Below are 21,823 nucleotides of genomic sequence, written 5' to 3'. Positions count from 1 at the left end.
TCAACCTTCATGTCGGCTGGTACGCCGGCATCGCGGGCACGCCCGCTCCCACAGGGTTTTCGCTGAACTGACAATCGCCAATCGCCAAGGTTCAGCGCGGCTGCAACACCAACGCAAACAACTCCCCATGCCCATTCACATTGAGCTTGTGATAGACATTGCGCCGGTGCACCTTCACCGTTTCCGGCGAAATCCCCAATTGCTGGGCAATCGCCTTGCTTGAAAAGCCCTGAAGAATCAGACGCGCCGTCTCGATTTCGCGCACCGTCAGGCGTGCGTCAAAGCGATCCAGCAGGGTCGCCAGATCCCCGGCCAGCGCCTCGACCGCCGGGCCCTCCGCTGGCATCAATTGCAGGTGACGGCGCATCGCCGCCAACACCCAGTCGCGCACACAGAGCAGACGGCCCTGCTCTTGCAGACTGAAACGCGTGGAACGACCGAGTGACAACCCGAGCACGGCATCGTCGGCGTTGATCATGAACTGCAACTCGTCACCGCCCACCACCGAGCGGAAGTAGCTCAGGTAGTACTCGCTCTGCTGAAACTGGTCTGGCGCCACCGATTCAAGGCTGTGCAAACCATCGGCAATGCCTGCACACGCAGCCTGATAAAACGGATCGAGCAGGTACATGCCAGCGCTGTAACCGGCCAGTTCTTCACGCTCATCGGCGCTGCCCTTGGCGTCGAAATCGATCAGCAGGCGCGGCACGCGCCCCGGCCGCATCACCGCGACCAATGCGTTGTCCAGCGGCACCAGCAACCGCAGCGTGTCGACCAGCGCGCGCCAGAAACCGTCCTGGCCCAGTGCGCCAAACACCCGCGCCAGGCCCTGGTGCATCGGCAACTCTTTCAGCAACGCGTCCACGCTCTACCCCTTTCGAGTAACCCATGATGGGAATGGGTGAGTCCCCGGCCTGCCGATACGCTGCAAGCACCTGTTCATCACCGGCCTGCAGCAGGCCAGGAGTGCCGCATCATGAGTCGTCGCCATCAACAGATCAATCTCGGGCTGAGCGCGTGTTTATGCGTCTCGCTGTCGGCGGTAGCGGCCGAGGGCCCGACGGTTCATGTCTACAACTGGTACGACTACATCGGCCCCAACACCCTGCATGACTTCAAGCGCGACACCGGGATCGAGCCGGTTTACGACACCTTCGACAGCGCCGAAGTGCTGGAAGGCAAACTGCTGACCAGTCGCAGCGGCTACGACGTGATGGTGGCCAGCAACTTCAGCCTGCCGACGCTGATCAAGGCCGGCGCCCTGGCGCCGCTGCCACACGCGCAGATGCCTGACTTCAAAAACATGGATGCGGACCTGCTGGCAAAACTGGCCAACAACGATCCGGGCAATCAGTACGCCGTGCCATACCTGTGGGGCACCAACGGCATCGGGTACAACGTCGATAAAGTGCGCGCCGCGCTGGGCGACAAGGCGCCGGTGGACTCCTGGGACCTGGTGTTCAACGAAGCCAACCTGGCCAAGCTCGGCCAGTGCGGCGTGGCCATGCTCGACTCGCCGTCCGAGATGCTGCCGGTTGCCCTGCACTACCTCGGCCTGCCGCCCAACAGCACCAACCCCGAGGACTACAAGAAGGCCGAAGCGCTGCTGCTCAAACTGCGTCCGCACATTGCCTACTTCAACTCTTCGAAATTTATCAGCGACCTGGCCAACGGCAACATCTGCGTCGCGGTGGGTTGGTCCGGTGCGATGCTGGAAGCCAAGACCAACGCCGAGCAGGCCAACAACGGCGTGAAGATCGCCTACAGCCTGCCGAAAGAAGGCGCGCCGGTGTGGTTCGACACCCTCGTGTTGCTCAAGGACGCGCCGCACCCGCAGCAGGGCCTGGCCTTCATCGACTACCTGATGCGCCCTGAAGTGATTGCCCCGGTCAGTGATCACTTGTCCTACCCCAACGGCAACCGCAGCGCCACACCGCTGGTGGCCGAAGCGACTCGCAACAACCCGGCGGTGTACCCGTCCGCCGAAGCCTTGGCCACGTTATTCACCCTCCAGCCGCTGCCGCCGGCTACCGAGCGCGTGCGTACGCGGATCTGGAGCAAAGTCAAAAACGGGCAGTAATTGTGCCGTAAACCTGTGGGAGCGGGCTTGCCCGCGATGGCGGTGTGTCAGATGACATCAATGTTGGATGTGACGACCTCATCGCGGGCAAGCCCGCTCCCACAGGGTCCGCGTCAGATCCAACCACTTTTTTCTGCCACGAATTGAAGATGAGAGAAACAATGAAACCACGTGCCCGCGACCTGAACCTCCAGTTCGGCCAACTGCAGCCCGGCCCGCTCAATGCCATCACCGATGTGCCCGGCGTCCGGGTCGGCCACAGCAATGTGCGAGGTCGCACCGCCAACGGTCGCGACATTCTGACCGGCGTCACTGTGATCGAACCGCGTGTCGGTTCCACCAGCCAGCAACCGTGTTTTGCCGGCGTCCATGTGCTCAACGGCAATGGCGACGCCACAGGTCTGGAATGGATCCGCGAGGCCGGCCTGCTCACCAGCCCGATCGCCTTCACCAACACCCACAGCCTGGGCGTGGTGCGTGATGCGTTGATTGTGCTGGACCGCGAACAGCAACCGGATGACGGGCGACTTTACTGGAACATGCCGGTGGTGCTGGAAACCTTCGATGGCTTGCTCAACGACATCAACGGCTTTCACGTCAAACTCGAACACGTGGCCGAAGCCTTGCGCACGGCGACAAACGGGCCGGTGAAAGAAGGTGCGGTGGGTGGCGGCAGCGGCATGATCTGTCACGAATTCAAGGGGGGCATCGGCACGGCTTCGCGACGTTTGAATTCAGCTCAGGGGGGCTGGACGGTCGGCGCCATCGTCCAGGCCAACCATGGCATCCGCAACGAATTGCGCGTCGACGGTTACCCGGTCGGGCGCTACATGGAAAAGGCCGACTCGCCCTTCCTCAAGGCATCGCTGCCGCATCCGGGCATGGGCTCGATTGTGGTGTGCCTGGCCACCGATGCGCCGTTGCTGCCGCATCAATGTACCCGCCTCGCCCAGCGCGCCAGCCTCGGTCTGGCGCGGACCGGTGGCGGTAACGAAGACCACAGCGGCGATATCTTCATTGCCTTTGCGACCGGCAATGATGTGCCTCCCGCAGCCTATGAGAGCAAGAAGGCGCCGACCTGCGACCACTTGCGCATGGTCAACAACGACCACATCAGCGAGTTGTTCCTGGCCGCCACCGAAGCCGTTGAAGAAGCGATCATCAATGCGCTGCTGGCCAGCGACACCGCCGAAGGCAATGGCCATGCGGTGCCGGGACTGGACGCTGAAACATTGCTCAACGCATTGCGGCGGGCGGGCTGGCCGGGCGAACAGGCTTGACGGGATCAGGATGTCCACCGGAAGGCGCGCGCAGACTGACAGTGAAAGACGTCTGTCTGGATTTTTACGCCTGATCAGTTAATTGAGGCATGGCTCACGGCCCTATCGCCGGCAAGCCGACTCCTACTGGATTGCGGTGTTCCCGAATTCATCGAACACCTCAAACTGTAGGAGAACGCTGACCGAGCTCACTCCCACAGTTGATTGAATGGTCGGGTGTGGCGCGGTCAGCGTGCCCCATCGCCCCACCGCTCGCGAACAAACTCACTGGCCTTGTGCGTCAATTGATCCAGATGCCGGTCACGCTGTTTTTCCGCATCGAGCATCGCCCGCTTGCCGTGTTTTTGCAGCAGGTACGTATGAATCTGCCGCACCTCCAGCGAGCTGTAGATCGACGCCACGTCGAGCAGCCCCATCAAGCCGTCAGAGCGATGGTCACGGGTGTTCATCAACACCTGCGTACCGCGCGCACCCAGCACCTGAAAGCCCATCGACTCGAACCAAGGCACCTTGGCCACCGCGCAAGTCAGCTCGGCATGCGGATAGCGGCCGACCATTTCCCGCAGCATCCGCCGCGCCGCGCCCTGACGCCGATGACCGGACTGCACCGCCATGTACGCGACGCCGCACGCCTCGGGATCGTCCTTGATCGGCAGGTACAGCAAGAAGCCGATGACCTGCTCCGGATCGTCCACATCGGTCGCGACCAGCAACTCCACCGACACCCCTTTCGCCCCGTTCAGCGCCTCCAGATAGAGGTGAACCTCATAGCCGATCGCGTACTGATACACGTTGTACAACAGGTTGCTCGGCGGGATGGCGACCATGCTGATGTCGGTCAGGTTGTCGACCACCATCTGCAAAATCTGGCTGGTGAGGTGCTCGGGGCACGGGGTTTTGAAGTGGGTGATCTGGGGCATCGTGGCTCTGCTCTGACTCTGGCGGCGGACGCGCCTATCATAACGCGCCGACGCGACCGGGGTGGCGTGTCAGTTGGCAGCCACGCCGGATGTTCCGGCCCTATCGCCAGCAAGCCGGCTACTGCAAGGGAGCTTTGCCGTATGGAGATCCACTGTAAGAGCTGGCCTGCCAGCGATGGCGGCCGGGAGACGGGTGCAAAATTTGAGCGCGCCATCGCCAGCAAGCTGGCTCCTACAGAATGAGGGATTACCAGTCGTAAGACATTTCCACCGACGCCACGCGCTCCTGGCCGTAGTAGCAACCGAACGAGTAGTTGCAGTCCGAGACGTACTCGCGGTCGAAGACGTTTTGTACATTCAGGCGGGTCTGTAAACCGCGCAGGCTCGGGTCCAGTTTGCCCAGGTCGTAACGGATCGTGGTGTCGTAGACGACATACGACGGCACCTCGAACGAGTGCGACGAATCACCCGGCTTGCGTCCCGTGTACCGCGCACCCGCGCCGAAGGTCAGGCCGTTGAGTGCCGCTTGGGTGAAGTGATAATCCGCCCACAACGAGGCTGATACTGGCGCCTGTGCTTCGTTGCGGTTGCCCTCATCGCCATAGGTGCTCTTGGTGTAGAACGAGTCGATGTAGGTCGCCGCCGCCAGCACGTCGATGTTGTCGAGGCTGGATTTGACTTCCAGTTCGACGCCGCGTGAACGCACTTCGCCGTCCTGGGATTGATACTGTGGGTAGTCGTCGTCGCCGGTCAGTACGTTTTTCTGTTTGACCTGAAAGACCGATGCGGTGATCAGCGTCTTGTCGAACGGCTGGTACTTCACACCCACTTCGTATTGCTCGCCCTCGGTCGGCGCGAAAGCTTTGCCGCCGCGCTCCGGTGCCTCGGTACCAATGGTCGGCAGGAAGGATTCGGAATAGCTGATGTAAGGCGCCAGCCCGAACTCGGTGACGTAGGTCAGGCCCACGCGCCCGGTGAATTTATGGTCGCGCTGTGAAGCGACCGTGCGGGCGAGGATGTCCTTGTTATCGATTTCCGCCCAGTCTTCACGACCACCGATGGTCAGGATCCACTGATCCAGTTTGATCTGGTCCTGCACGTACACGCCCGTCTGGCGCAGGGTGTTGTCCCACTTCGTATCCAGCACCGGGACCGCGCTGCTGGTGTCGAAGTTGTTCTTGCCGTAGAGGTTGACCGGCGTCACGTTGTAAGCGTTGAGGCCGTCGTACTTGCGGTTGAAATGGCGGTAGTCCACACCCGCCAGCGTGGTGTGTTCGAGGGCGCCGGTGTTGAATTTATATTCCAGGTTGTTATCGAGGGTGTAGGCGATGTTGTGCTGGCGCCAGTCGACCTTGGTGCGACTGACGCGGGTGTAATCGGTGTCACCCGCCGCGTCGGTGGCGAAGGCGCGCAGGTACAGGCCCTTGTAGCGGTCGCGCACGTCGGTGTAACGCGCGGTCGAGCGGTATTTCAGGTCGTCGGTGAGGTTGTGGCTGAAGTCGTAGCCGAAGACGTACTGATCACGTTTGTAGTCGTTGAAACGCGTGTCGCCGGAGAAAAAATCCCGGTCGATTTTCTGCCCGGTAGGGCCGCGATCAAGCGAACCGATCCTTGGCAGCGACTGATAATCTTCGAGCCCGTCATCGCGCTGGATCTGCGCCAGCAAGGTCAGCGACGTGTCGTCGTTCGGCGTCCAGGTCAGGCTCGGCGCCAGCAGCATGCGTTCGCTGTGAGTGTGCTCGACCTGTTCGTTGCCTTTGTTCGCGACACCGATGAGGCGATAGGTGAATGCCTTTTGATCGTCGATCGGGCCGCTGGTATCAAAGGCGCCGTTGACCCGGTTGTAGCTGCCCGCGCCGAGTTTGACCTGGCTGCGCTGTTCGCTGGTCGGGCGCTTGGAGACCAGGTTGATCAGGCCGCCCGGCTGGTTCTGCCCGTACAGCACCGAGGACGGGCCTTTGAGCACTTCGATGCGTTCCAGGGTATATGGGTCGATTTGCGGTGCACCGCCGAGGCTGCCGGCGTAAGGAATGTACGCACCGTCGAGGTACAACGGGGTCGGTGCGAAGCCACGGCTGGTGATCTCGTCGGCAATCGAGTTGCGGTCGGTGAAGCCTCCGGTGTTCAGGCCCGGCGTGTAGCGCAGCGCCTGGGTCAGGTTGCGCGCGCCCTGGGTTTCGACCTGAGCGGCGGTGACCACGTTGATCGCCTGGGGAATTTCCAGGATCGGTGTGTCGGTCTTGGTGCCGGTGGCGCTGCGGGTGGCGACGTAACCCTCTACCGGGCCATAGGCCGACTCGACAACCTGGGCAGAAATGCTCGTCGCCCCCAGTTGCAACGCCGCGCCCTCCACCACCGGCAACAGTGAATAACTGCCATTGTCATGACGCACCGCCTGCAATTTGCTGCCGGCGAGCAGTTGGCGCAAACCGGCATCGACCGTGTATCGACCGCGCAGCCCTGCGGTTTTCTGACCACCGGCAGAGGCTGGCTCGAACGAAACCGTCACGCCTGCCGTGGAGGCGAATTGGGTCAATGCTGACGACAGCGAACCTGCCGGGATGTCAAATTGCGTTTCGACGTCGGCTTGTGCCCAAGCGGGTTGCGCCACCACCGCGAAACCGACAGGAACCGTCAGCGCCATGCCGAGCAATGCGGCATGTACGGCGCGGTTCAAGGGTTTGGCGGACAGTTTCAAAGCAGAAAAACGGATAGAGGGATTGCGAGGGGTCATGCAGTTTCCTTTCGCCCGATGGCAGTGATTGGCGGCGACTATTGCGCCTCTACCTACAAAGTCGAACGAGAATCAGAATCAACAACCCCTCATTGAAAATTCTTTTCGGATACGTCATCCAACCGCTTCCACACTCGCCCAATAGCGACTGAAGCGACGGATGCGCACGGGCAATGTCGAGGTCAGGTTGTCCAGAATGGTGTCGGTGCTGCCGAGGTGGAACGCACCGGAAATACGCAACGCCGCCACTGCGCGATCACACCCCAGGTGGCCCGGACGGTAGCGCTGCAACTCAAGGATGAAATCGCCCAGACGCCAGTCATTGACCACCAGCATGTCGCGGGTCCAGGCATCGGCCTGAGGGTTGGCGGATTGCACGGAGGCCACGCTGTCGTGCGCAAAACTCATTTGCTGGCCGGCGTCCACTCGCACTGGCGGGCCAGTCAGGCTGGCCGTGCGCACCTCGACGGCATGCTCCTGCACACAGACCTGCGTGCGCCCCGCTTCGCAGCGCACGATAAACCGTGTGCCCAACGCGCGGATGCTGCCTTCGGCCGTGTGCACGATGAAGGGCCGCGCCAGATCGTCACGCGCCGTTTCAATCAGAATTTCCCCGTTGAGCAAACGCACTTCTCGCAAGGTGTCGCTGTAGCGGATGTCCACCGCGGTGGCGGTGTTGAGTTGCAGTTGACTGCCGTCATCCAGACGCAGGCGGCGACGCTCGCCCGTGCCGGTGCGCTGGTCGGCCATCAACGTCGGCAGTGGCGTGGTGTTCCAGGCCAGCGTGCCCGCGCCGCCCGCCGCCAGCAGGATCGACAGGACCTTGAGCACGTCACGCCGTTTGGCACGGGCGCTGGTCAACGTCGGGCGGGCGATGCCTGGGGCGACTTGCCCGAGTTTGTCCTGCAAGCGTGCGAGACGTTCCCACGCCTGCGCATGGCGCGGATCACGCTCCAGCCAACGCCGATGGGCTTCACGGGTGGCGTCATCGGGCACCTCACCGCGCAAGTCGACGTACCAGCGCGCGGCAGCTTCGAGGGTTGCATGATCCAGCGATTGGGCACGCATGGCGCTTCAGTCCTCGACCAGCAGCAGGCAATGCGTCAGGGCCCGCACGGCATGCTTCTTCACCGTGGTCACCGAGACGCCCAGACGCCGGCCAATCTCCACGTAACTCAAACCATCGAGCTGCGCCATGAGGAAAATTTCCCGGGTCCGGCCGCCGAGGCCATCGAGCAAGCGGTCGATTTCCATCAGGGTTTCGATAATCAACGAACGGGTTTCGGGGGAAATCTCCACCGGTTCCGGGCTGAGCGCGAGGGTTTCCAGATAGGCCTGCTCCAGCGCCCGACGCCGGAACATGTCGATCATCAAGCTGCGTGCCACCGTACTCAGGTAGGCACGCGGCTCACGCAACTGCGGTGCCTTGCGCTGGGTCAGCACGCGAAGGAAGGTGTCCTGCGCCAGGTCCGCCGCGTTGTCGACGCAACCGAGCCGCTTGCGCAGCCAGCCGCAGAGCCATGAATGATGGTCCTCGTAAAGCGTATGCACGGCGTGTTGCAGCGAGAGATCGACGGAGGACATGGAAAAGGCCCGGAGGAGGATTTTTTGATAATGAATCTCATTTTCTTCCAGGGCACTGCATGTTTGCAAGACCGATCCTGCAACGCCTTCGGCGATGGCGTCGGTACGCCCCGAATCCGTATGGATGACGGGGCATGGATCGGCGGGATCTGTCAGCGTTTCACCACTGGTACGTCGCGCTCGCCTGCACCGTGCGCTGTGCGCCATACCAGCACCACGAGTAGGAATAGCAGGACGCGACGTACTCTTTGTTGGCCAGGTTGCTGGCGTTCACCGCCAGGCGCAGGTTGTCCTTGAGGCTGTTGATGTGCGGGATGTCGTAGTGCACCGCCGCATCCAGCAACGTGTAGCCCGGGACTTTCAACGTATTGGCGGTGTCACCCCAGGAAGAGCCGACGTAACGCGCCCCGCCGCCGACGCCGAAGCCTTTGGCGACGCCGTCATGGAAGGTGTAATCCGCCCAGACCGAGGCGGTGTGACGCGGCACGCCATAGTTGGTGGTGCCTTTGGCGGACACGGCCGGGCCGACGGCGATATCGGTCAGCGGCGCGTAGTTGACGGTGCTGTTGGATTTAGTGATGCGGTTGTCCAGATAAGCGTACGCGGCGGTGATGTCCAGGTTGTCGTTGAGGCTGGCCTTGCCTTCGAGTTCGAAGCCACGGGAGCGCACTTCACCGCTCTGTTCCTGGCAACGCCCGGTACCGCACAGGTGCGTCGGGTCCGGATCAAGTGTCGGCACGTTGCTTTGGCGCAGGTCGAAGACCGACGCGGTGATAAAGCTGTTGCTGCCCGGTGGCTGGTACTTGATCCCGACCTCGTATTGCTGGCCCTCGGTCGGTTTGAACACCGAGCCACCGTAGCCGGTGCCCGACTGCGGTTCGAAGGATTCGGCGTAGCTGATGTACGGAGACAGGCCGTTATCGAACAGATAGACCAGACCCACCCGGCCGGTGAACGCCTCGCTGTCCAGAGAGGTTTTGGTCTTGACGTTGTTGCGCAAGTTCATCGAGCTGTTGTGGTTGGTCGCCCAGTCGTAGCGGCCGCCCATCAGCAACACCCACTTGTCCCATTTGATCTGGTCTTGCAGGTACAGGCCTTTCTGCTGGTTACGCTGCGTCGCGTCACTAGTGAACGCCGGCGTGACGACCGGAACGCCATAGACCGGGTCAAAGATATCCAGCGTCGGCCCCGTGCCGAAACCGGATTTGGTATCGGTGCTGGTGTTCTGATAATCGCCACCAAACAGCACGGTGTGTTGCACGGGTCCGGTGTCGAATTTGGCCTGCGCCTGGTTGTCGAGGGTGTAAGAATCCAGGTCGACGTCTGTAGCAATGGTCGACCGGTTGGCGGTGCGGTAATCGGCGCGCAGGTTGCTGTTGTAGAGGCTGCGATAAACGCCTTCGCTGCGCAGGTAACGCGCGTTCTGACGCACGGTCCAGACATCGTTGATGTGGTGTTCGAACAGATAACCGAGGGAGAAATATTCGCGGTCACTCTTCTCGAAATCCTTGTCGCCGTCATAGAAATCGACATCGATGTCACGCCCGGTCGGGCTGTGCAACACCGAGCCCCACGCCGGTATCGAGCCGTACGACGCCGCCTTCGGGTCTTTCTGGAAATGCCCCAGCAGCGTCAGCGACGTGTCGTCGCTCGGGCGCCAGGTGAACGCGGATGACATGGACTGACGCTGGGTTTCGGTGTGTTCGAGTTGACCATCGGCCTCGTCGTACAGACCGGCCAGGCGATAGGAGTAAACGCCTTGATCGTCGAGCGGGCCGCTCAAATCGAAGGTCGTGCGTTTCTTGTCGAAGGTGCCGTACTCGACGCCGATTTCATGGAAGGGCGTATCCAGCGGCCGCTTGCTGACCATGTTCACCACCCCGCTGGGGCTGGCCTGCCCGTACAGCACCGACGACGGCCCGCGCAAAACGTCCACGCGTTCCAGGTCAAACGAGTCTTTTTGCGGCGAGGCATCGCGACTGCCCGGCATGCGCAAGCCATCCAGATACACCGCCGGAGAAAATCCACGGATGGTCATCTGATCCAGTCGCGAGGCCGTAGAGCCACGGGTTTCGGGAATCACGCCAGCGGTGTAGCGCAAAATCTGATTGAGGTTTTCCGCGCCTTGGGCACGCATTTGATCCTTGGTGACCACGGAAATCGACTGCGGCGTTTCGTTCAGCGCCGTATCGGTCTTGGTCGCCGACAGCGCACGCGTCGCGACATAACCCGCCACCGGGCCGGTCGGACTTTCGCTCGCATAGGCACCGTTGATGTTGGTGGCCTGCAACTCCAGAGAACCTTCGACCGCCTCGGGCGCAGGCTCGATACGATAGCGCGTGGCCGACAGCGCGATAGCGCTGAGGCCGCTGCCCTGAAGTAATTGCGTGATGGCATCGCCGGTGCTGAAGGGTCCGTTCAGGCCGTTGCTGCGTTTGCCCCGCGTCAACGCAGGATCGAAGGCCAACACCAGCCCCGCCTGCTCGGCCAGGCTGTTCAGCGCCTGGCTCAAATCCCCGGCGGGAATTGAAAAACTGCGCACAGCACTACTGGCGTGTGCACCAGAGACCGACGATTCGGCAGCCAACAGCGGCGCCGCGACAAAAGCCATCGCCACTGAAAGCGCCAGTGGGTGCAACGGACGAGCAAAGCGTGACATGGGAAATCCTGCGAAATGGAAGGCGTTACTAACCATGACGGCCATGTCGGAAAAACAGACAACGAATGCGATCGATTTGCATTAATATTTTTTGGGCGTGGGGGTGAAACGATGTTGCTGCCTTCACGCACCACCTTGTAGCAGCCGGCTTGCCAGCGATGGCGGCGCGTCAAACACACCGCGTCGCCTGGATCGCCGGCAAGCCGGCGCCTGCAGGTTGGGGTTTCAGAGGGGTTTGATCACCACCAGTAGATCGGTGAAGTGCTCGACCTGAATCGGCAGGTTGTCCGCCAATGTCGCCAGCGCAGCATCGGTGTCGTCGAGGCGGAACACGCCGGAGACGCGCAGCCCTTGCAACGCCTGCTCGTCGTATCGCACCAAGCCGCGTCGATAACCGGCAAGGGCCTGAAGCACTTCGCTCAACGGGCGGTCATCGACTTTGAGCAGGCCTCGAGTCCAGGCATCCGGATGGGCGTTGCCGAGGGGTTGCGGTGCTTGCACCCGGCCCTCTTTGAGGGTGGTTTGCTCGCCCGCCGCAACGTTAACTGCCTCGGCGCCGTTGGCTTTGGCGGCAACGACGGACTCCAGCACGCTGACCACGGTCGAACCATCGGCTGCGCGCTTCACCAGATAGCGCGTACCGAGCGCCGTCGCGGTGCCCTGATCAGTGCGCACCACAAACGGACGTCGGGCGTCCTTGGCCACCTCGACCCACATCTCCCCTTCCAACAACTCGATGACGCGCTGCTTGCCGTCGAACTTCACGTCCAGCGCCGAATGACTGTTGAGTTGAATATGGCTGCCGTCCGAAAGCGCCACCTCACGCCGCTCGCCCACGCCAGTGCGCTGATCGGCGAGCCATATCGGCATATTGTCCAGGCCGATCCAGCCACAGACCAACACACCCAGCAGCGCAATCGCCTGGGCGCCACGACCCGACACTCTCGGGCCCGGCCGCGCAAAGGCCTGCTTGAGGGCAACGCGTGCAGGCGCGGCGGGCAGCTCGTCAAAACCGCCCCACAACGCCTGCATGCGCTCCAGCGCGAGCGCATGGCGCGGATCGGCTTTGCACCAGGTGTCGAAAGCCGCGCGGTCGGCTTCCGTGGCCAGGTCGTCGTGCAACAACGTCAGCCAGTAAGCCGCCTCGAGGATCATCTGTTCTGAGGGTGGATGAGTGCTCGTCACGACGGCTGTTCCGCACCGTACAAGGTGTTGTAGCAATGGACGAGCGCACCGGCGACGTAATTCTTGACCGTGCTGGCCGACACCTTCAGCTCAATCGCGATCTCGCTGTAGGTGAGGCCGTCGAGCCGGCTGAGCAGGAACGCCTCACGGTTCTTTTCCGGCAACCCGGCGAGCATCACGGCAATTTTTTCCAGTGCCTCAAGCGCCACATGGACCGCTTCGGGGTCGGGCATGCCGGCGTCATGCGCCTGGATCGCCAGCGCCTCGAGGTACGCCTGCTCGATCCGTCGGCGTCGGGCGCCATCGATCAACAAGCGTCCGGCCATGGTCGCCAGAAACGCCCGCGGCTCTTTGATGGTGTGAGGCTCGGCGAGGGTGAGCACGCGAATGAACGCGTCATGGGCCAGATCGGCCGCACGGTGCGAGCAGCCGAGTTTTTTCCGTAGCCAGCCATGCAACCAGGAATGGTGATCGCTATAGAGGTCGGTGAATGTCCGCTGACGACGGGAAAAGTCGTCATCCGCTACGGAAAAATCGCGCATACGCAAAAATTTCTCAAATAAGAAAGATTACCAGTCGCGCAAACGATGACAGCAAAACCATGGCAGGGCAAGCGACGAAAAGACGCAGTGAAGCACAACGCTGCACAGCACGCTAAACGGCTATTGCGCAGGCGCAACCATCCGGAACCTGATGTTGATATCGTCGGAAACCACCGTGTCCGCCCACTCGCCGGCACCGATTTTGAAGTCGCTGCGTTTGAGCGTCAATTGACCATCGAAAATCCCGATGCCGCTCTCGGACTTCAGCAGGACCGGCACTTCCACAGCGCGTGTAATGGTCTTGAGCGTGAGATTGCCGGTGATCGCATATCGGTCGTTCCCCAGGGCTTTCACACCGGTCGACTCAAAGGTCCCCTGCGGATAAGTGGCCGAGTCGAACCACGCGGGCTTTTTCAGTTCTTCATTGGCGTCGTTGCTTCCGGCATCGATGCTGTCGAGTTCAATGGTGAGCCCGGCGCGGGCCGCCGAGGGGTTCGCCGTGTCGAAATCCAGCGTGCCTTCAAACTTGCCGAACGTGCCGTAAACCCGTGAACTGAACTGGTTGTAGGTGAAAGAAAGCGTGCTGGCGGACGCATTCACCTGCTTGTATTCAACGGCATCGGCGCACGACAACACGCCGAACGAGAGCGCGACAAACACGGCAGCAGAACGCGTAAAACGAAGGGTCATGGGATGCTCCGGCGGGACGCCCGATTGCAGTGAGGGTGCTGCACACGGTGGCCAGCCACAGGTGGACTAAAGCAAAAAATCGCCGTTTATGCCATGTCCGCACTGTCGGCGCCGACCACCTGACGCCGGGCGCGAATCCGATCGTGGGCGCGACACGTTTTGAGCAGTGGCTGAAGAGCACGTCGTCGCCCTATTGACGCTTATCGATATCGACCGGGACGGCGGCCGGTTCGACTCGCCGGGCGAAATCGAACCGGTCGTGCGCGGCCTCACTCGGTGATGACGTTCAGCGCCACGTCGATGTTGCCACGGGTGGCTTTGGAGTATGGGCAGATCTCATGGGCGCCATGCGCCAGTTTCGTGGCGATCTCGTTCGACAGGCCCGGTACGCGCAGGGTCAACCGACCCTGGATGAAGTACGCCTGACCGGTCTGGCCCAAATCAACTTCGATGTCCACCGCCGTGTCGGCCGGCAGTGTCACGTCCAGCTCCTTGGCCACCAGGCCGACGGCGGCGCTATAGCAGGCTGACCAGGCGCCGGCGAACAATTGCTCGGCGGTCGGGTGCGGCAGAATGTTCGAAAACTGGTGCGCTGGTTTTGCGCTGCCGGGCGAGGACAGCACGATGTCGAGGTTGCCGTTATGGCCACGCGACGTGTTACCGGCTGCGCTGGGGGTGGTGTGGGTTTTGCCGGTGGCCAGGACTTTTTCGATCTTGCTCATGATGAAAGCTCTCAATAGGGAATTTGTTTTCGCGTGCGCTTTTATCGCACGCGATTTTTATACAAAAATTAAACCGTGATGACGTTCAGTGCCACATCAATATTGCCGCGAGTTGCTTTCGAGTACGGGCAGATCTGATCAGCGGTGTGCGCCAGCGTGGTGGCGACGTCGTGCGGCAGGCCAGGTACGCGCAGAGTCAAACGCGCCTGAAGGAAGTAGGCCGGACCGGTTTGCCCCAGGTCGACTTCGATGTCGACGGAAAAGTCCGCTGGCAGCACCACGTTCAGATCATTGGCCACCAGACCGACAGCAGCGGTGTAGCAAGCCGACCATGCACCGGCGAACAGTTGCTCGGCAGCCGGGTGCGGCTGGGTGGCGGCGAACACATGAGCAGGCTTGGCACTGCCGGGTGTCGACAGGGTGATGTCGAGGTTGCCGTTGTGGCCGCCAGCAGCGCTGGCGGTGGTGTGGGTTTTGCCGGTGGCCAGGACTTTTTCGATCTTGCTCATGGGTGAATCCTCTGCGGTGCAATGGGTTTGATTTCTTGTCGCGTTCGATTATGTCGTGTGCGATGGATCAATATTCTCGCAGACACTCGTGGGTGTCAATAGGTGGTAACGCACCTCGTCGACGAACGGTATTTGCTGCATCGGCTTCCCCCCCGCCGACATCCACGTCACACTTGCACCCAGGCCAAATACAATCTGCCTCGCTACGCTTCGTCTAACTTCACAAAACGCCTTGCCGTCACCTGCGTGTGCCCGGCGGCTCTATAGTGTCCCGTAAATGCACCGGAGAATTTTCATGCTCAAGCGTACCCTGGCATTGACTGCCGGCTTGGCCCTGTCTTTTTGCACCCTGTTGTCGCAAGCCGCCGACACCCTGAAGGTCAGCGCGATTCCCGATGAAGCCCCCACTGAACTGTTGCGCAAATTCAAGCCGCTGGGCGCCTATCTGGAACAGCAACTGGGCATGAAGGTCGAGTTCGTACCCGTCAGCGATTACCCGGCCGTGGTCGAGGCGCTGGCCACCGACCGGATCGACATGGCCTGGCTGGGCGGCTTCACGTTCGTGCAGGCGCGCCTGAAAACCGGCAACGCGATTCCGCTGGTACAGCGCGAACAGGATGCCCAGTTCACCAGCAAATTCATCACCGCCGACCCCGCCGTCAAATCCCTCGCCGACCTCAAGGGCAAGACCTTTGCCTTCGGCTCGGTCTCCTCGACATCGGGCAGTCTCATGCCGCGTTACTTCATGCTGAAGGATGGCATCAAGCCGGAAGCCTACTTCAGCCGCGTCGGCTACTCCGGCGCCCATGACGCCACGGTCGCCTGGGTCCAGGCCGGCAAGGTGGACGCCGGAGTGCTGAACGCCAGCGTGTGGGAAAAACTGGTCGCGGCCGGCAAGGTCGATACCAACAAGGTCAAAGTGTTTGCGACCACCCCCGCCTACTTCGACTACAACTGGACCGTGCGCGGGACCCTCGACCCGGCGCTGGCGGCCAAGATCAAAGCCGCGTTCCTCGCACTTGATCCGGCGAATCCCAAGGACAAAGAGATTCTGGATTTGCAGGCCGCCAGCCGATTCATCGAAACCAGCCCGGACAACTACAAGGGTATCGAGGAAGCCGCCCGCGCTGCCGAACTGCTCAAATGACGTTGCATCTGACCCAGGTCAGCCTTACTCACGCCAACGGCGTTCAGGCGCTGCGTGGCGTAGACCTGCACATCCAGGCCCGCGAACAGGTCGCCATTATCGGCCCGTCCGGGGCGGGCAAGTCGAGTCTGCTCAACGTGCTCGCCACCGCCCTGCGACCGGGCGACGGCGAGCTGCAAGTGCTCGGCGAACGCGCCTGGCAGCTGTCGGCCGGTCAGCGTCAACGCCTGCGCGCACGCATCGGTTTGATCCATCAATCGCCGCCGTTGCCACCGCGCCAGCGTGTGGTCACGGCGGTTCTGGCCGGCAAACTGGGTCAATGGGGATTGGGCAAGAGCCTGCTGAATTTGCTGTATCCGCAGGATATTCCGGGGGCACGCGCGGCCCTGGCCAGGCTGGACCTGAGCGACAAGCTGTTTTCGCAATGCCAGCAGTTGTCCGGGGGACAGTTGCAGCGCGTGGGCATTGCCCGGGTGTTGTACCAGGCGCCCGAGGTGTTGCTGGCCGATGAGCCGGTCTCGGCCATGGACCCGGTGCTGGCCGAGCACACCCTGTCGGTGCTGTGCAGCCATGCCCGAGAGCACAGCGTTACGCTGGTCGCCAGCTTGCACGCGGTGGAGCTGGCCCTGGCGCATTTTTCACGGATCATCGGCCTGCGTGACGGGCAGATTATGTTCGACCTGCCGGCCAGCGCCGTCGACCGCGAGCGGCTCGACTCGCTCTACGCCAACGAGCAGTTGGAACGCTCGCCGGTGCCTCCCGCTCACTTGAGTGTGCAGATTCCCCGATGCTGACATACGCCACCCGCGATCCGGCCGCCCTGCCGCGCCTGTTGCTCAGCCTGTTGGCCATCGCCCTGCTGTGGCCGGGCATCCACTACAGCGAGCTGGACCTCAGTGTGCTGATCGCGAGTGACAGCCAGAACGAAATGGGCCGTTTCGTGTCCGCGTTCTGGCCACCGGCTCATGATGAGCCGTTCATCGAGCTGTTGCTGCAAGCCACCCTGCAAACCCTGGCCATCGCCACGGCGGGCATGGCCCTGGCGTTGCTGTTGGCGATTCCCGCCAGCCTGTTGGCCAGCCGAGCACTGTCGTTGTCGGCGGCGTCGCGTGCGGGTCGCCCGAGCTATTGGGGCCAACTGCTGCGCTGGCCGGTGCGCGGGCTGCTGATTTTCCTGCGCAGCGTGCCGGAAATCGTCTGGGCGTTGCTGTTCGTGCGTGCCGTCGGCCTTGGTCCGACCGCCGGGGTGCTGGCGATCGCGATTACCTACAGCGGCATGCTGGGCAAGGTCTACGCGGAGATTTTCGAATCGGTTGATCAACGCCCCGCCCATGCGCTGCTGCAATCCGGCGGTGGTCGGCTGGCGGCCTTTTGCTACGGGATCCTGCCCAATGTCTCGGCGGAACTGCTGTCGTACACGGTGTATCGCTGGGAATGTGCGATCCGCGCCTCGGTGGTGATGGGCTTCGTCGGCGCTGGCGGCCTGGGTCAGCAAATCGACCTGTCATTGCGCATGTTCGCCGGCGGTGAAGTGGCCAGTCTGCTGCTGACGTTCCTGGTTCTGGTGCTGCTCGCCGATCAACTCAGCCGCCTGCTGCGCTGGAGGCTGGCATGAATCGCCTGTTCAACCTGGCCCTGCTGCTCGGCATTGGCGGCGCGGTCATCGCCTCGTTCATCTACCTTGGCATCGATCTCGGCGAACTCGGCAGCACCGGCAACCTGAACCAGATGGGCGCTTATGCGCAGCGCTTTCTCAGCCCGGACTTGAGCCCCAATCATCTGCAAGCCATCGCCCATGGCGCCCTGGAAACCATCGCCATGTCCGCCCTTGGCACCCTGCTCGCGGCGGTGCTGGGTTTGCTCTTGGCATTGCCTGCGGCCGGGCGTTTCGGCTGGCCGTTACAGAGTGCATCACGGCTGGCACTCAACGCTTTGCGCGCGGTGCCGGAACTGGTGTGGGCCGCGCTGATGGTGCTTGCCGCCGGTCTAGGTCCCAATGCCGGCACGCTGGCGCTGGCCCTGCACACCACCGGCGTGCTCGGCCGGCTGTTCGCCGAAGCGCTGGAAAACACCCCGTCCGAACCGGCCGACGCCATCCGTTTGCAGGGCGGCAACGCCGTGTGGGCATTCTGTTACGGCACCCTGCCCAACCTGTTGCCACAGCTGCTGGCCTACATCCTGTACCGTTGGGAAAACAACATCCGCATGGCCAGTGTGCTCGGCTTTGTCGGGGCCGGCGGCCTGGGACAAATGCTCTATGTCAGCCTCAGCCTGTTTCAGGAAGCACAAGCCAGCACGGTGATTCTGGCGATGCTGATCCTGGTGTTCGCCGTCGATACCTTGAGCAGCTGGAGTCGGCAGCGCTGGGTCCAGGCGTGAGTGCCCAAAGTGATGCGTATTGACGTTGTCACTCATGACCGGAGCGCTGCCCGGGATCGCTCGCCTCTCTCTGCGAGGTCCGCAGGGAAAAATCCAAGTACCTTCGCTCTACATGCCTGTTGTCTTCACGTGCTTGCCGAGGAAATCCCCCACCAGACGCGCAATTTCATCAGGCTTCTCATCCAGCGCAAAATGCCCCGCCTCCAGCACATGAATCTCGGCGTTGGGCAAATCCCGGCGATAAGCCTCCGCTTCTGCAACCTCGAATGACGGATCGAACTGGCCCCATACCACCAGCGTCGGCGGTTGATGCTCGCGCAGCCACGCTTGCCACTTCGGATAGCTGGCAACGTTGTTGCGGTAGTCATAGAACAGGTCACTCTGGATATCGGCCTGCCCTGGCTGATTGAGGAAATTGAATTCGTCGGTCCACAGGTCCGGGTTGAACACCTCGACCTGCGGGTTGGCGCCGACATGCCGTTGCCGGGTCGTCGCCAACGAGAAAAAGCTCGCTCTCAACCCCGCCTCGTTGGCGGCCCGGTTGGCCCAGAATTCACGACGCTTTTGCCACAGCGGCCCCAGGCCCGCTTCATGGGACACCGCATTCTGAACAATCAGCGCCTGCACGCGTTCAGGGTGGGCGAGCATCATTCGCATACCGACGGGGCCGCCGTAATCCTGCACATACAGCGCGTAACGATTCAGGCCGAGGGCTTCGGTGAAATGCTCCATCACGCTGGCCAGATGATCGAACGTGTAGGCAAATGCCTTGGCATCCGGCGCATCGCTATGGCCGAACCCCGGGTAGTCCGGCGCCACCAGATGATAGTGCTGTGCCAACCGCGCCAGCAGCGGGTCGTACATGCGTGAAGAACTGGGAAAACCGTGCAGCAGCAACAAGGTGGGTGCATCCGCACGACCGGCTTCACGATAGAAAATGCTCAGGCCATCAACCTTGACACTGCGGTAGGCCACCGCCAACTGATCTGAGGAATGACCCACCGGTTCGGCGGCGTGGGAAGTGTTGACAAGCGACAGGCCCAACGTGCAACCCAGGGCCAGGGCGGACAGCAACTTATTCATCGGGGGCTCCGACTGAAGAGTGGACAGGAGGTATGGGCAAACACTGCCACCTCGATGTATCCCCCACGTATCGGATTTGTAATGGCCTGTATCTCTCGCGGCCGATCTTACTTAGCGATACCTCTTCATGCGCAGCCGTACGGAAAAGCGCTACACCAACCGCTCAATTTTCTGATGCTGCCACACCAATTTGTAATACAGCGTCTGCAACACCAGCATCCCCAGATACGCCACCGGAAACGCCATCCACACACCCTGCAACCCGAACTGCCCGTCCAGCACATACGCCACCGGCAACTGCACCCCGAGCACACACACAATCGAAATCGCCATCGGCACCAGCACCGTGCCGCTGGCGCGCATGATCCCGCCGATAATCGCCTGGAAGCCGAACACCAACAGGCTCCAGAGCATGATGTGCAGCAAGTGCTCGGCCATCGCCTGCGTGGCATCCTCGGTGAGGAACAACCCCAGCAACCAGTGCGACAACAAATAGCCCAACAGCACCAAGCCACCGGTGAGGCACACATTGATCAACAACCCGGTGCGCAGAATCGGCCCGATGCGCTCGATGCGCCCTGCCCCGATCGCCTGAGCGCCAAGAATCGACGCCGTGATCGCAATCGACAACGCCGGAAACTGCACGTAATTGACGATCTGCGTCACCGCCCCATATGCCGCCGTCGCCTGCGAACCGTGCTGATTCACCAATGCCAGAATCACCAGCTCCGACACCGACAACACCACCATCTGCAACCCGGTCGGCAAGCCGATGCGCAACACCTTGCCGAGAATCACCCGATCCAGGCGCATCGCTGCAAACATCTCGCGATCCGGCGCCAACGGATGCCCCTTGCTGATCAACCGCCACGCCAGCCACGCCATCGCCGACAGGTTACCCACCAACCCCGCATACGCCGCACTCTGAATCCCCAACATCGGCAACCCGAACCAACCGCGAATCAACGCCGGCGTCAGCGCCAAACCGATGCAAGTAGAAACTACCAACGCAATCAGCGGCGACACCGTATCGCTCACCCCGCGCAGCAGTTGGGTGAAGAGGACGTAGACCAGCAGCGACGGCATGATCCACATCATCACGTGGGCGTAGGAGACGGCGTCGTCGAGTACGTCGGCCGGGGTACCCAAGCCTTGCAAGGCGGGTCGTGCGAACACGCTGCCCAGCACCGCCGCCGTCAGGCCGATGATTGCGCCCAACAGCAACGTTGTGCCTGCGATGGTTTTCACCAGATGCGGTTCGCGCGCGCCCCACGCTTGACCGATGAGCACGCCCGCCCCCGCGCCGAGGCCGATGACCAGGGCGATGAAGAAGAACACGATGGGGAACATGCCCGAGACGGCGGCCAGGGCTTGGGTGCCGAGCATTTGGCCGATGTAGATGCTGTTGATAGTGCCCGACATGGATTGGAGGAAATTGGAGAGGACCATGGGGGCCAGGAAAAGGAGGTAGGTTTTCCAGAGGGGGTGTTGGGCGGTGGGGGTTTGCATTGGGTGGAGGTCCGTCTCGACTGCAGAGGTTGGGATTCTAGAGGATAGCGTTAGCGGTGATGAACAAAGTTGAATGAATGTTTTGGCGATGTTTTCGATCCATTCCGCAACGTTGGTTACCGGTCCTAGGACGGCATAAAAATTCCTACACAAACCTCGGAATGCGTCACCTTCCCCGCTGTTCTGATGAGGCTTATAGTCCGACCCGTCGCCCAAAATGGCGATTCGGGTTTGGCGACCTGATCGGATCGGATGCAAAAGCACTGTGCTTTAATGCAGTCGCTTTTGCATGCCCGCAAAGTTGTCTTTATGGCAGCTGTGCGCGGGAGACCTTCGGGTCTGCCGGTATTCCGATCCCGGTTCGCCAACCTGCGTACAGCTGTCACCCATTCGTTTGGCGACGATTGAGGGGCAGTCGACCTTTGCCTTGATCGGAGTTTCATCTATGGAAAGATACATGCCCCTCACCGGAATCGACCTGATCCCGGCCTCCCTGCTCATCGACACTCAAGCTCCACTCGACGTTCTGCAAGCCGCCGCTGACTACCGAATTCGCGCCGTTACTCAGGTGCTGGAAAACATCGCCTTTCGCGCAGAGATTGGTTGCGACACGGTGGTGCTGTCGGACTTCTCCAAACTGCTGGCCATTCCGTTGCGCGATGGTTGTGACTTGATGGATGTGATTGGGCGACCATTGCGGGCGCAGACGAAGGAGTGAATGAAAACGGGCGCTGAAGGCGCCCGTTTTTTGTTCGAACATAAAAAGATCGGACATCTTTTTTCTGCGGCATAACTCTTGT

General features: G+C 61.6%; 20 protein-coding genes. 7 read left to right on the top strand and 13 right to left on the bottom strand.

What is annotated here, in order from left to right; genetic code table 11:
* Window positions 1-91: 91 nt before the first annotated feature.
* A complete protein-coding gene (locus F8N43_RS03620; protein WP_150634367.1) occupies window positions 92-865 on the bottom strand; it encodes a helix-turn-helix transcriptional regulator in 774 nt (257 codons plus the stop codon).
* 111 nt (window positions 866-976) lie between these two features.
* Between F8N43_RS03620 and F8N43_RS03615 the strand changes: the two genes are divergently transcribed.
* Window positions 977-2,080, top strand: a complete 1,104-nt coding sequence (locus tag F8N43_RS03615) for a polyamine ABC transporter substrate-binding protein (RefSeq protein ID WP_150653231.1) — start codon at window positions 977-979, stop codon at window positions 2,078-2,080.
* A gap of 161 nt (window positions 2,081-2,241) precedes the next feature.
* The gene (locus F8N43_RS03605) at window positions 2,242-3,360 is read left to right on the top strand and encodes a P1 family peptidase (protein ID WP_150636119.1); all 1,119 of its coding nucleotides are present in this window, start codon (window positions 2,242-2,244) and stop codon (window positions 3,358-3,360) included.
* Between the two features lie 227 nt (window positions 3,361-3,587).
* Here F8N43_RS03605 and F8N43_RS03600 read toward each other — a convergent pair whose 3' ends face one another.
* From F8N43_RS03600 to F8N43_RS03555, 10 genes are all read right to left on the bottom strand, one after another.
* Window positions 3,588-4,280: a GNAT family N-acetyltransferase gene (locus F8N43_RS03600; protein ID WP_150653230.1), complete on the bottom strand. Its 693-nt coding sequence runs from the start codon at window positions 4,278-4,280 to the stop codon at window positions 3,588-3,590.
* A 247-nt stretch (window positions 4,281-4,527) separates the two neighbouring features.
* A complete protein-coding gene (locus F8N43_RS03595; protein WP_150653229.1) occupies window positions 4,528-7,014 on the bottom strand; it encodes a TonB-dependent siderophore receptor in 2,487 nt (828 codons plus the stop codon).
* 114 nt (window positions 7,015-7,128) lie between these two features.
* Window positions 7,129-8,082, bottom strand: coding sequence for a FecR domain-containing protein (locus F8N43_RS03590; RefSeq protein WP_150634362.1), 954 nt, complete (start codon window positions 8,080-8,082; stop codon window positions 7,129-7,131).
* 6 nt (window positions 8,083-8,088) lie between these two features.
* Window positions 8,089-8,598, bottom strand: a complete 510-nt coding sequence (locus F8N43_RS03585) for a sigma-70 family RNA polymerase sigma factor (protein WP_150636115.1) — start codon at window positions 8,596-8,598, stop codon at window positions 8,089-8,091.
* Window positions 8,599-8,758: 160 nt separating this feature from the next.
* Window positions 8,759-11,257 carry a TonB-dependent siderophore receptor gene (locus F8N43_RS03580; RefSeq protein WP_150634360.1) on the bottom strand — a complete coding sequence of 833 codons (2,499 nt, stop codon included), beginning with the start codon at window positions 11,255-11,257 and terminating at the stop codon, window positions 8,759-8,761.
* Between the two features lie 225 nt (window positions 11,258-11,482).
* Window positions 11,483-12,442 carry a FecR family protein gene (locus F8N43_RS03575; RefSeq protein ID WP_150634359.1) on the bottom strand — a complete coding sequence of 320 codons (960 nt, stop codon included), beginning with the start codon at window positions 12,440-12,442 and terminating at the stop codon, window positions 11,483-11,485.
* Window positions 12,439-12,984 (bottom strand): sigma-70 family RNA polymerase sigma factor, encoded by a 546-nt coding sequence (locus F8N43_RS03570; RefSeq protein ID WP_150634358.1) that lies wholly within the window; start codon window positions 12,982-12,984, stop codon window positions 12,439-12,441. The genes F8N43_RS03575 and F8N43_RS03570 overlap by 4 nt, the downstream gene beginning before the upstream one ends.
* A 120-nt stretch (window positions 12,985-13,104) precedes the next feature.
* Window positions 13,105-13,674, bottom strand: coding sequence for a YceI family protein (locus tag F8N43_RS03565; protein ID WP_150634357.1), 570 nt, complete (start codon window positions 13,672-13,674; stop codon window positions 13,105-13,107).
* 269 nt (window positions 13,675-13,943) lie between these two features.
* On the bottom strand, window positions 13,944-14,396 hold the full coding sequence (locus tag F8N43_RS03560; protein WP_150634356.1) for an Ohr family peroxiredoxin: 453 nt from the start codon (window positions 14,394-14,396) through the stop codon (window positions 13,944-13,946).
* 68 nt (window positions 14,397-14,464) lie between these two features.
* Window positions 14,465-14,905, bottom strand: a complete 441-nt coding sequence (locus F8N43_RS03555) for an Ohr family peroxiredoxin (RefSeq protein ID WP_150634355.1) — start codon at window positions 14,903-14,905, stop codon at window positions 14,465-14,467.
* A gap of 295 nt (window positions 14,906-15,200) precedes the next feature.
* Between F8N43_RS03555 and F8N43_RS03550 the strand changes: the two genes are divergently transcribed.
* From F8N43_RS03550 to phnE, 4 genes are read left to right on the top strand one after another with little or no spacing between them, the layout of a single operon-like run.
* Window positions 15,201-16,052, top strand: a complete 852-nt coding sequence (locus F8N43_RS03550; RefSeq protein ID WP_150634354.1) for a putative selenate ABC transporter substrate-binding protein — start codon at window positions 15,201-15,203, stop codon at window positions 16,050-16,052.
* Complete coding sequence (locus tag F8N43_RS03545; RefSeq protein ID WP_150639369.1) at window positions 16,049-16,846, top strand: phosphonate ABC transporter ATP-binding protein; 798 nt, start codon at window positions 16,049-16,051, stop codon at window positions 16,844-16,846. The genes F8N43_RS03550 and F8N43_RS03545 overlap by 4 nt, the downstream gene beginning before the upstream one ends.
* Window positions 16,840-17,667: a PhnE/PtxC family ABC transporter permease gene (locus F8N43_RS03540; protein ID WP_150639368.1), complete on the top strand. Its 828-nt coding sequence runs from the start codon at window positions 16,840-16,842 to the stop codon at window positions 17,665-17,667. The genes F8N43_RS03545 and F8N43_RS03540 overlap by 7 nt, the downstream gene beginning before the upstream one ends.
* Entirely contained in the window at window positions 17,664-18,431 is a 768-nt protein-coding gene (gene phnE, locus F8N43_RS03535; protein WP_150639367.1) for a phosphonate ABC transporter, permease protein PhnE, read from the top strand. The genes F8N43_RS03540 and phnE overlap by 4 nt, the downstream gene beginning before the upstream one ends.
* 108 nt (window positions 18,432-18,539) lie before the next feature.
* Here the strand turns inward: phnE and F8N43_RS03530 are convergent, their stop codons facing one another.
* Together F8N43_RS03530 and F8N43_RS03525 are read right to left on the bottom strand one after the other, a co-directional pair.
* A complete protein-coding gene (locus tag F8N43_RS03530; RefSeq protein ID WP_150639366.1) occupies window positions 18,540-19,514 on the bottom strand; it encodes an alpha/beta fold hydrolase in 975 nt (324 codons plus the stop codon).
* 150 nt (window positions 19,515-19,664) lie between these two features.
* Window positions 19,665-21,023 carry an MATE family efflux transporter gene (locus tag F8N43_RS03525; protein WP_150653228.1) on the bottom strand — a complete coding sequence of 453 codons (1,359 nt, stop codon included), beginning with the start codon at window positions 21,021-21,023 and terminating at the stop codon, window positions 19,665-19,667.
* A gap of 445 nt (window positions 21,024-21,468) precedes the next feature.
* On the opposite strand from F8N43_RS03525, the gene F8N43_RS03520 reads away from it, so the two are divergent.
* Window positions 21,469-21,741 (top strand): hypothetical protein, encoded by a 273-nt coding sequence (locus F8N43_RS03520; protein WP_150653227.1) that lies wholly within the window; start codon window positions 21,469-21,471, stop codon window positions 21,739-21,741.
* The last annotated feature ends 82 nt before the right edge of the window (window positions 21,742-21,823 follow it).

Origin of the sequence: Pseudomonas fluorescens, from assembly GCF_902498065.1 — a bacterium.
GTDB lineage: Bacteria > Pseudomonadota > Gammaproteobacteria > Pseudomonadales > Pseudomonadaceae > Aquipseudomonas > Aquipseudomonas fluorescens_BJ.
Note: the sequence above shows the minus strand (reverse complement) of the source record. Positions and strands in the feature narration are given on the sequence as shown.

Excerpts from the sequence above, each read along its gene's own strand:
- F8N43_RS03570 (WP_150634358.1), bottom strand. The coding sequence starts at position 12,984 with ATGCGCGATTTTTCCGTAGCGGATGACGACTTTTCCCGTCGTCAGCGG.
- F8N43_RS03580 (WP_150634360.1), bottom strand. The coding sequence starts at position 11,257 with ATGTCACGCTTTGCTCGTCCGTTGCACCCACTGGCGCTTTCAGTGGCG.
- F8N43_RS03600 (WP_150653230.1), bottom strand. The coding sequence starts at position 4,280 with ATGCCCCAGATCACCCACTTCAAAACCCCGTGCCCCGAGCACCTCACC.
- F8N43_RS03560 (WP_150634356.1), bottom strand. The coding sequence starts at position 14,396 with ATGAGCAAGATCGAAAAAGTCCTGGCCACCGGCAAAACCCACACCACC.
- phnE (WP_150639367.1), top strand. The coding sequence starts at position 17,664 with ATGAATCGCCTGTTCAACCTGGCCCTGCTGCTCGGCATTGGCGGCGCG.
- F8N43_RS03615 (WP_150653231.1), top strand. The coding sequence starts at position 977 with ATGAGTCGTCGCCATCAACAGATCAATCTCGGGCTGAGCGCGTGTTTA.
- F8N43_RS03605 (WP_150636119.1), top strand. The coding sequence starts at position 2,242 with ATGAAACCACGTGCCCGCGACCTGAACCTCCAGTTCGGCCAACTGCAG.
- F8N43_RS03530 (WP_150639366.1), bottom strand. The coding sequence starts at position 19,514 with ATGAATAAGTTGCTGTCCGCCCTGGCCCTGGGTTGCACGTTGGGCCTG.
- F8N43_RS03550 (WP_150634354.1), top strand. The coding sequence starts at position 15,201 with ATGCTCAAGCGTACCCTGGCATTGACTGCCGGCTTGGCCCTGTCTTTT.
- F8N43_RS03585 (WP_150636115.1), bottom strand. The coding sequence starts at position 8,598 with ATGTCCTCCGTCGATCTCTCGCTGCAACACGCCGTGCATACGCTTTAC.
- F8N43_RS03540 (WP_150639368.1), top strand. The coding sequence starts at position 16,840 with ATGCTGACATACGCCACCCGCGATCCGGCCGCCCTGCCGCGCCTGTTG.
- F8N43_RS03555 (WP_150634355.1), bottom strand. The coding sequence starts at position 14,905 with ATGAGCAAGATCGAAAAAGTCCTGGCCACCGGCAAAACCCACACCACC.
- F8N43_RS03565 (WP_150634357.1), bottom strand. The coding sequence starts at position 13,674 with ATGACCCTTCGTTTTACGCGTTCTGCTGCCGTGTTTGTCGCGCTCTCG.
- F8N43_RS03545 (WP_150639369.1), top strand. The coding sequence starts at position 16,049 with ATGACGTTGCATCTGACCCAGGTCAGCCTTACTCACGCCAACGGCGTT.
- F8N43_RS03525 (WP_150653228.1), bottom strand. The coding sequence starts at position 21,023 with ATGCAAACCCCCACCGCCCAACACCCCCTCTGGAAAACCTACCTCCTT.
- F8N43_RS03595 (WP_150653229.1), bottom strand. The coding sequence starts at position 7,014 with ATGACCCCTCGCAATCCCTCTATCCGTTTTTCTGCTTTGAAACTGTCC.
- F8N43_RS03590 (WP_150634362.1), bottom strand. The coding sequence starts at position 8,082 with ATGCGTGCCCAATCGCTGGATCATGCAACCCTCGAAGCTGCCGCGCGC.
- F8N43_RS03520 (WP_150653227.1), top strand. The coding sequence starts at position 21,469 with ATGGAAAGATACATGCCCCTCACCGGAATCGACCTGATCCCGGCCTCC.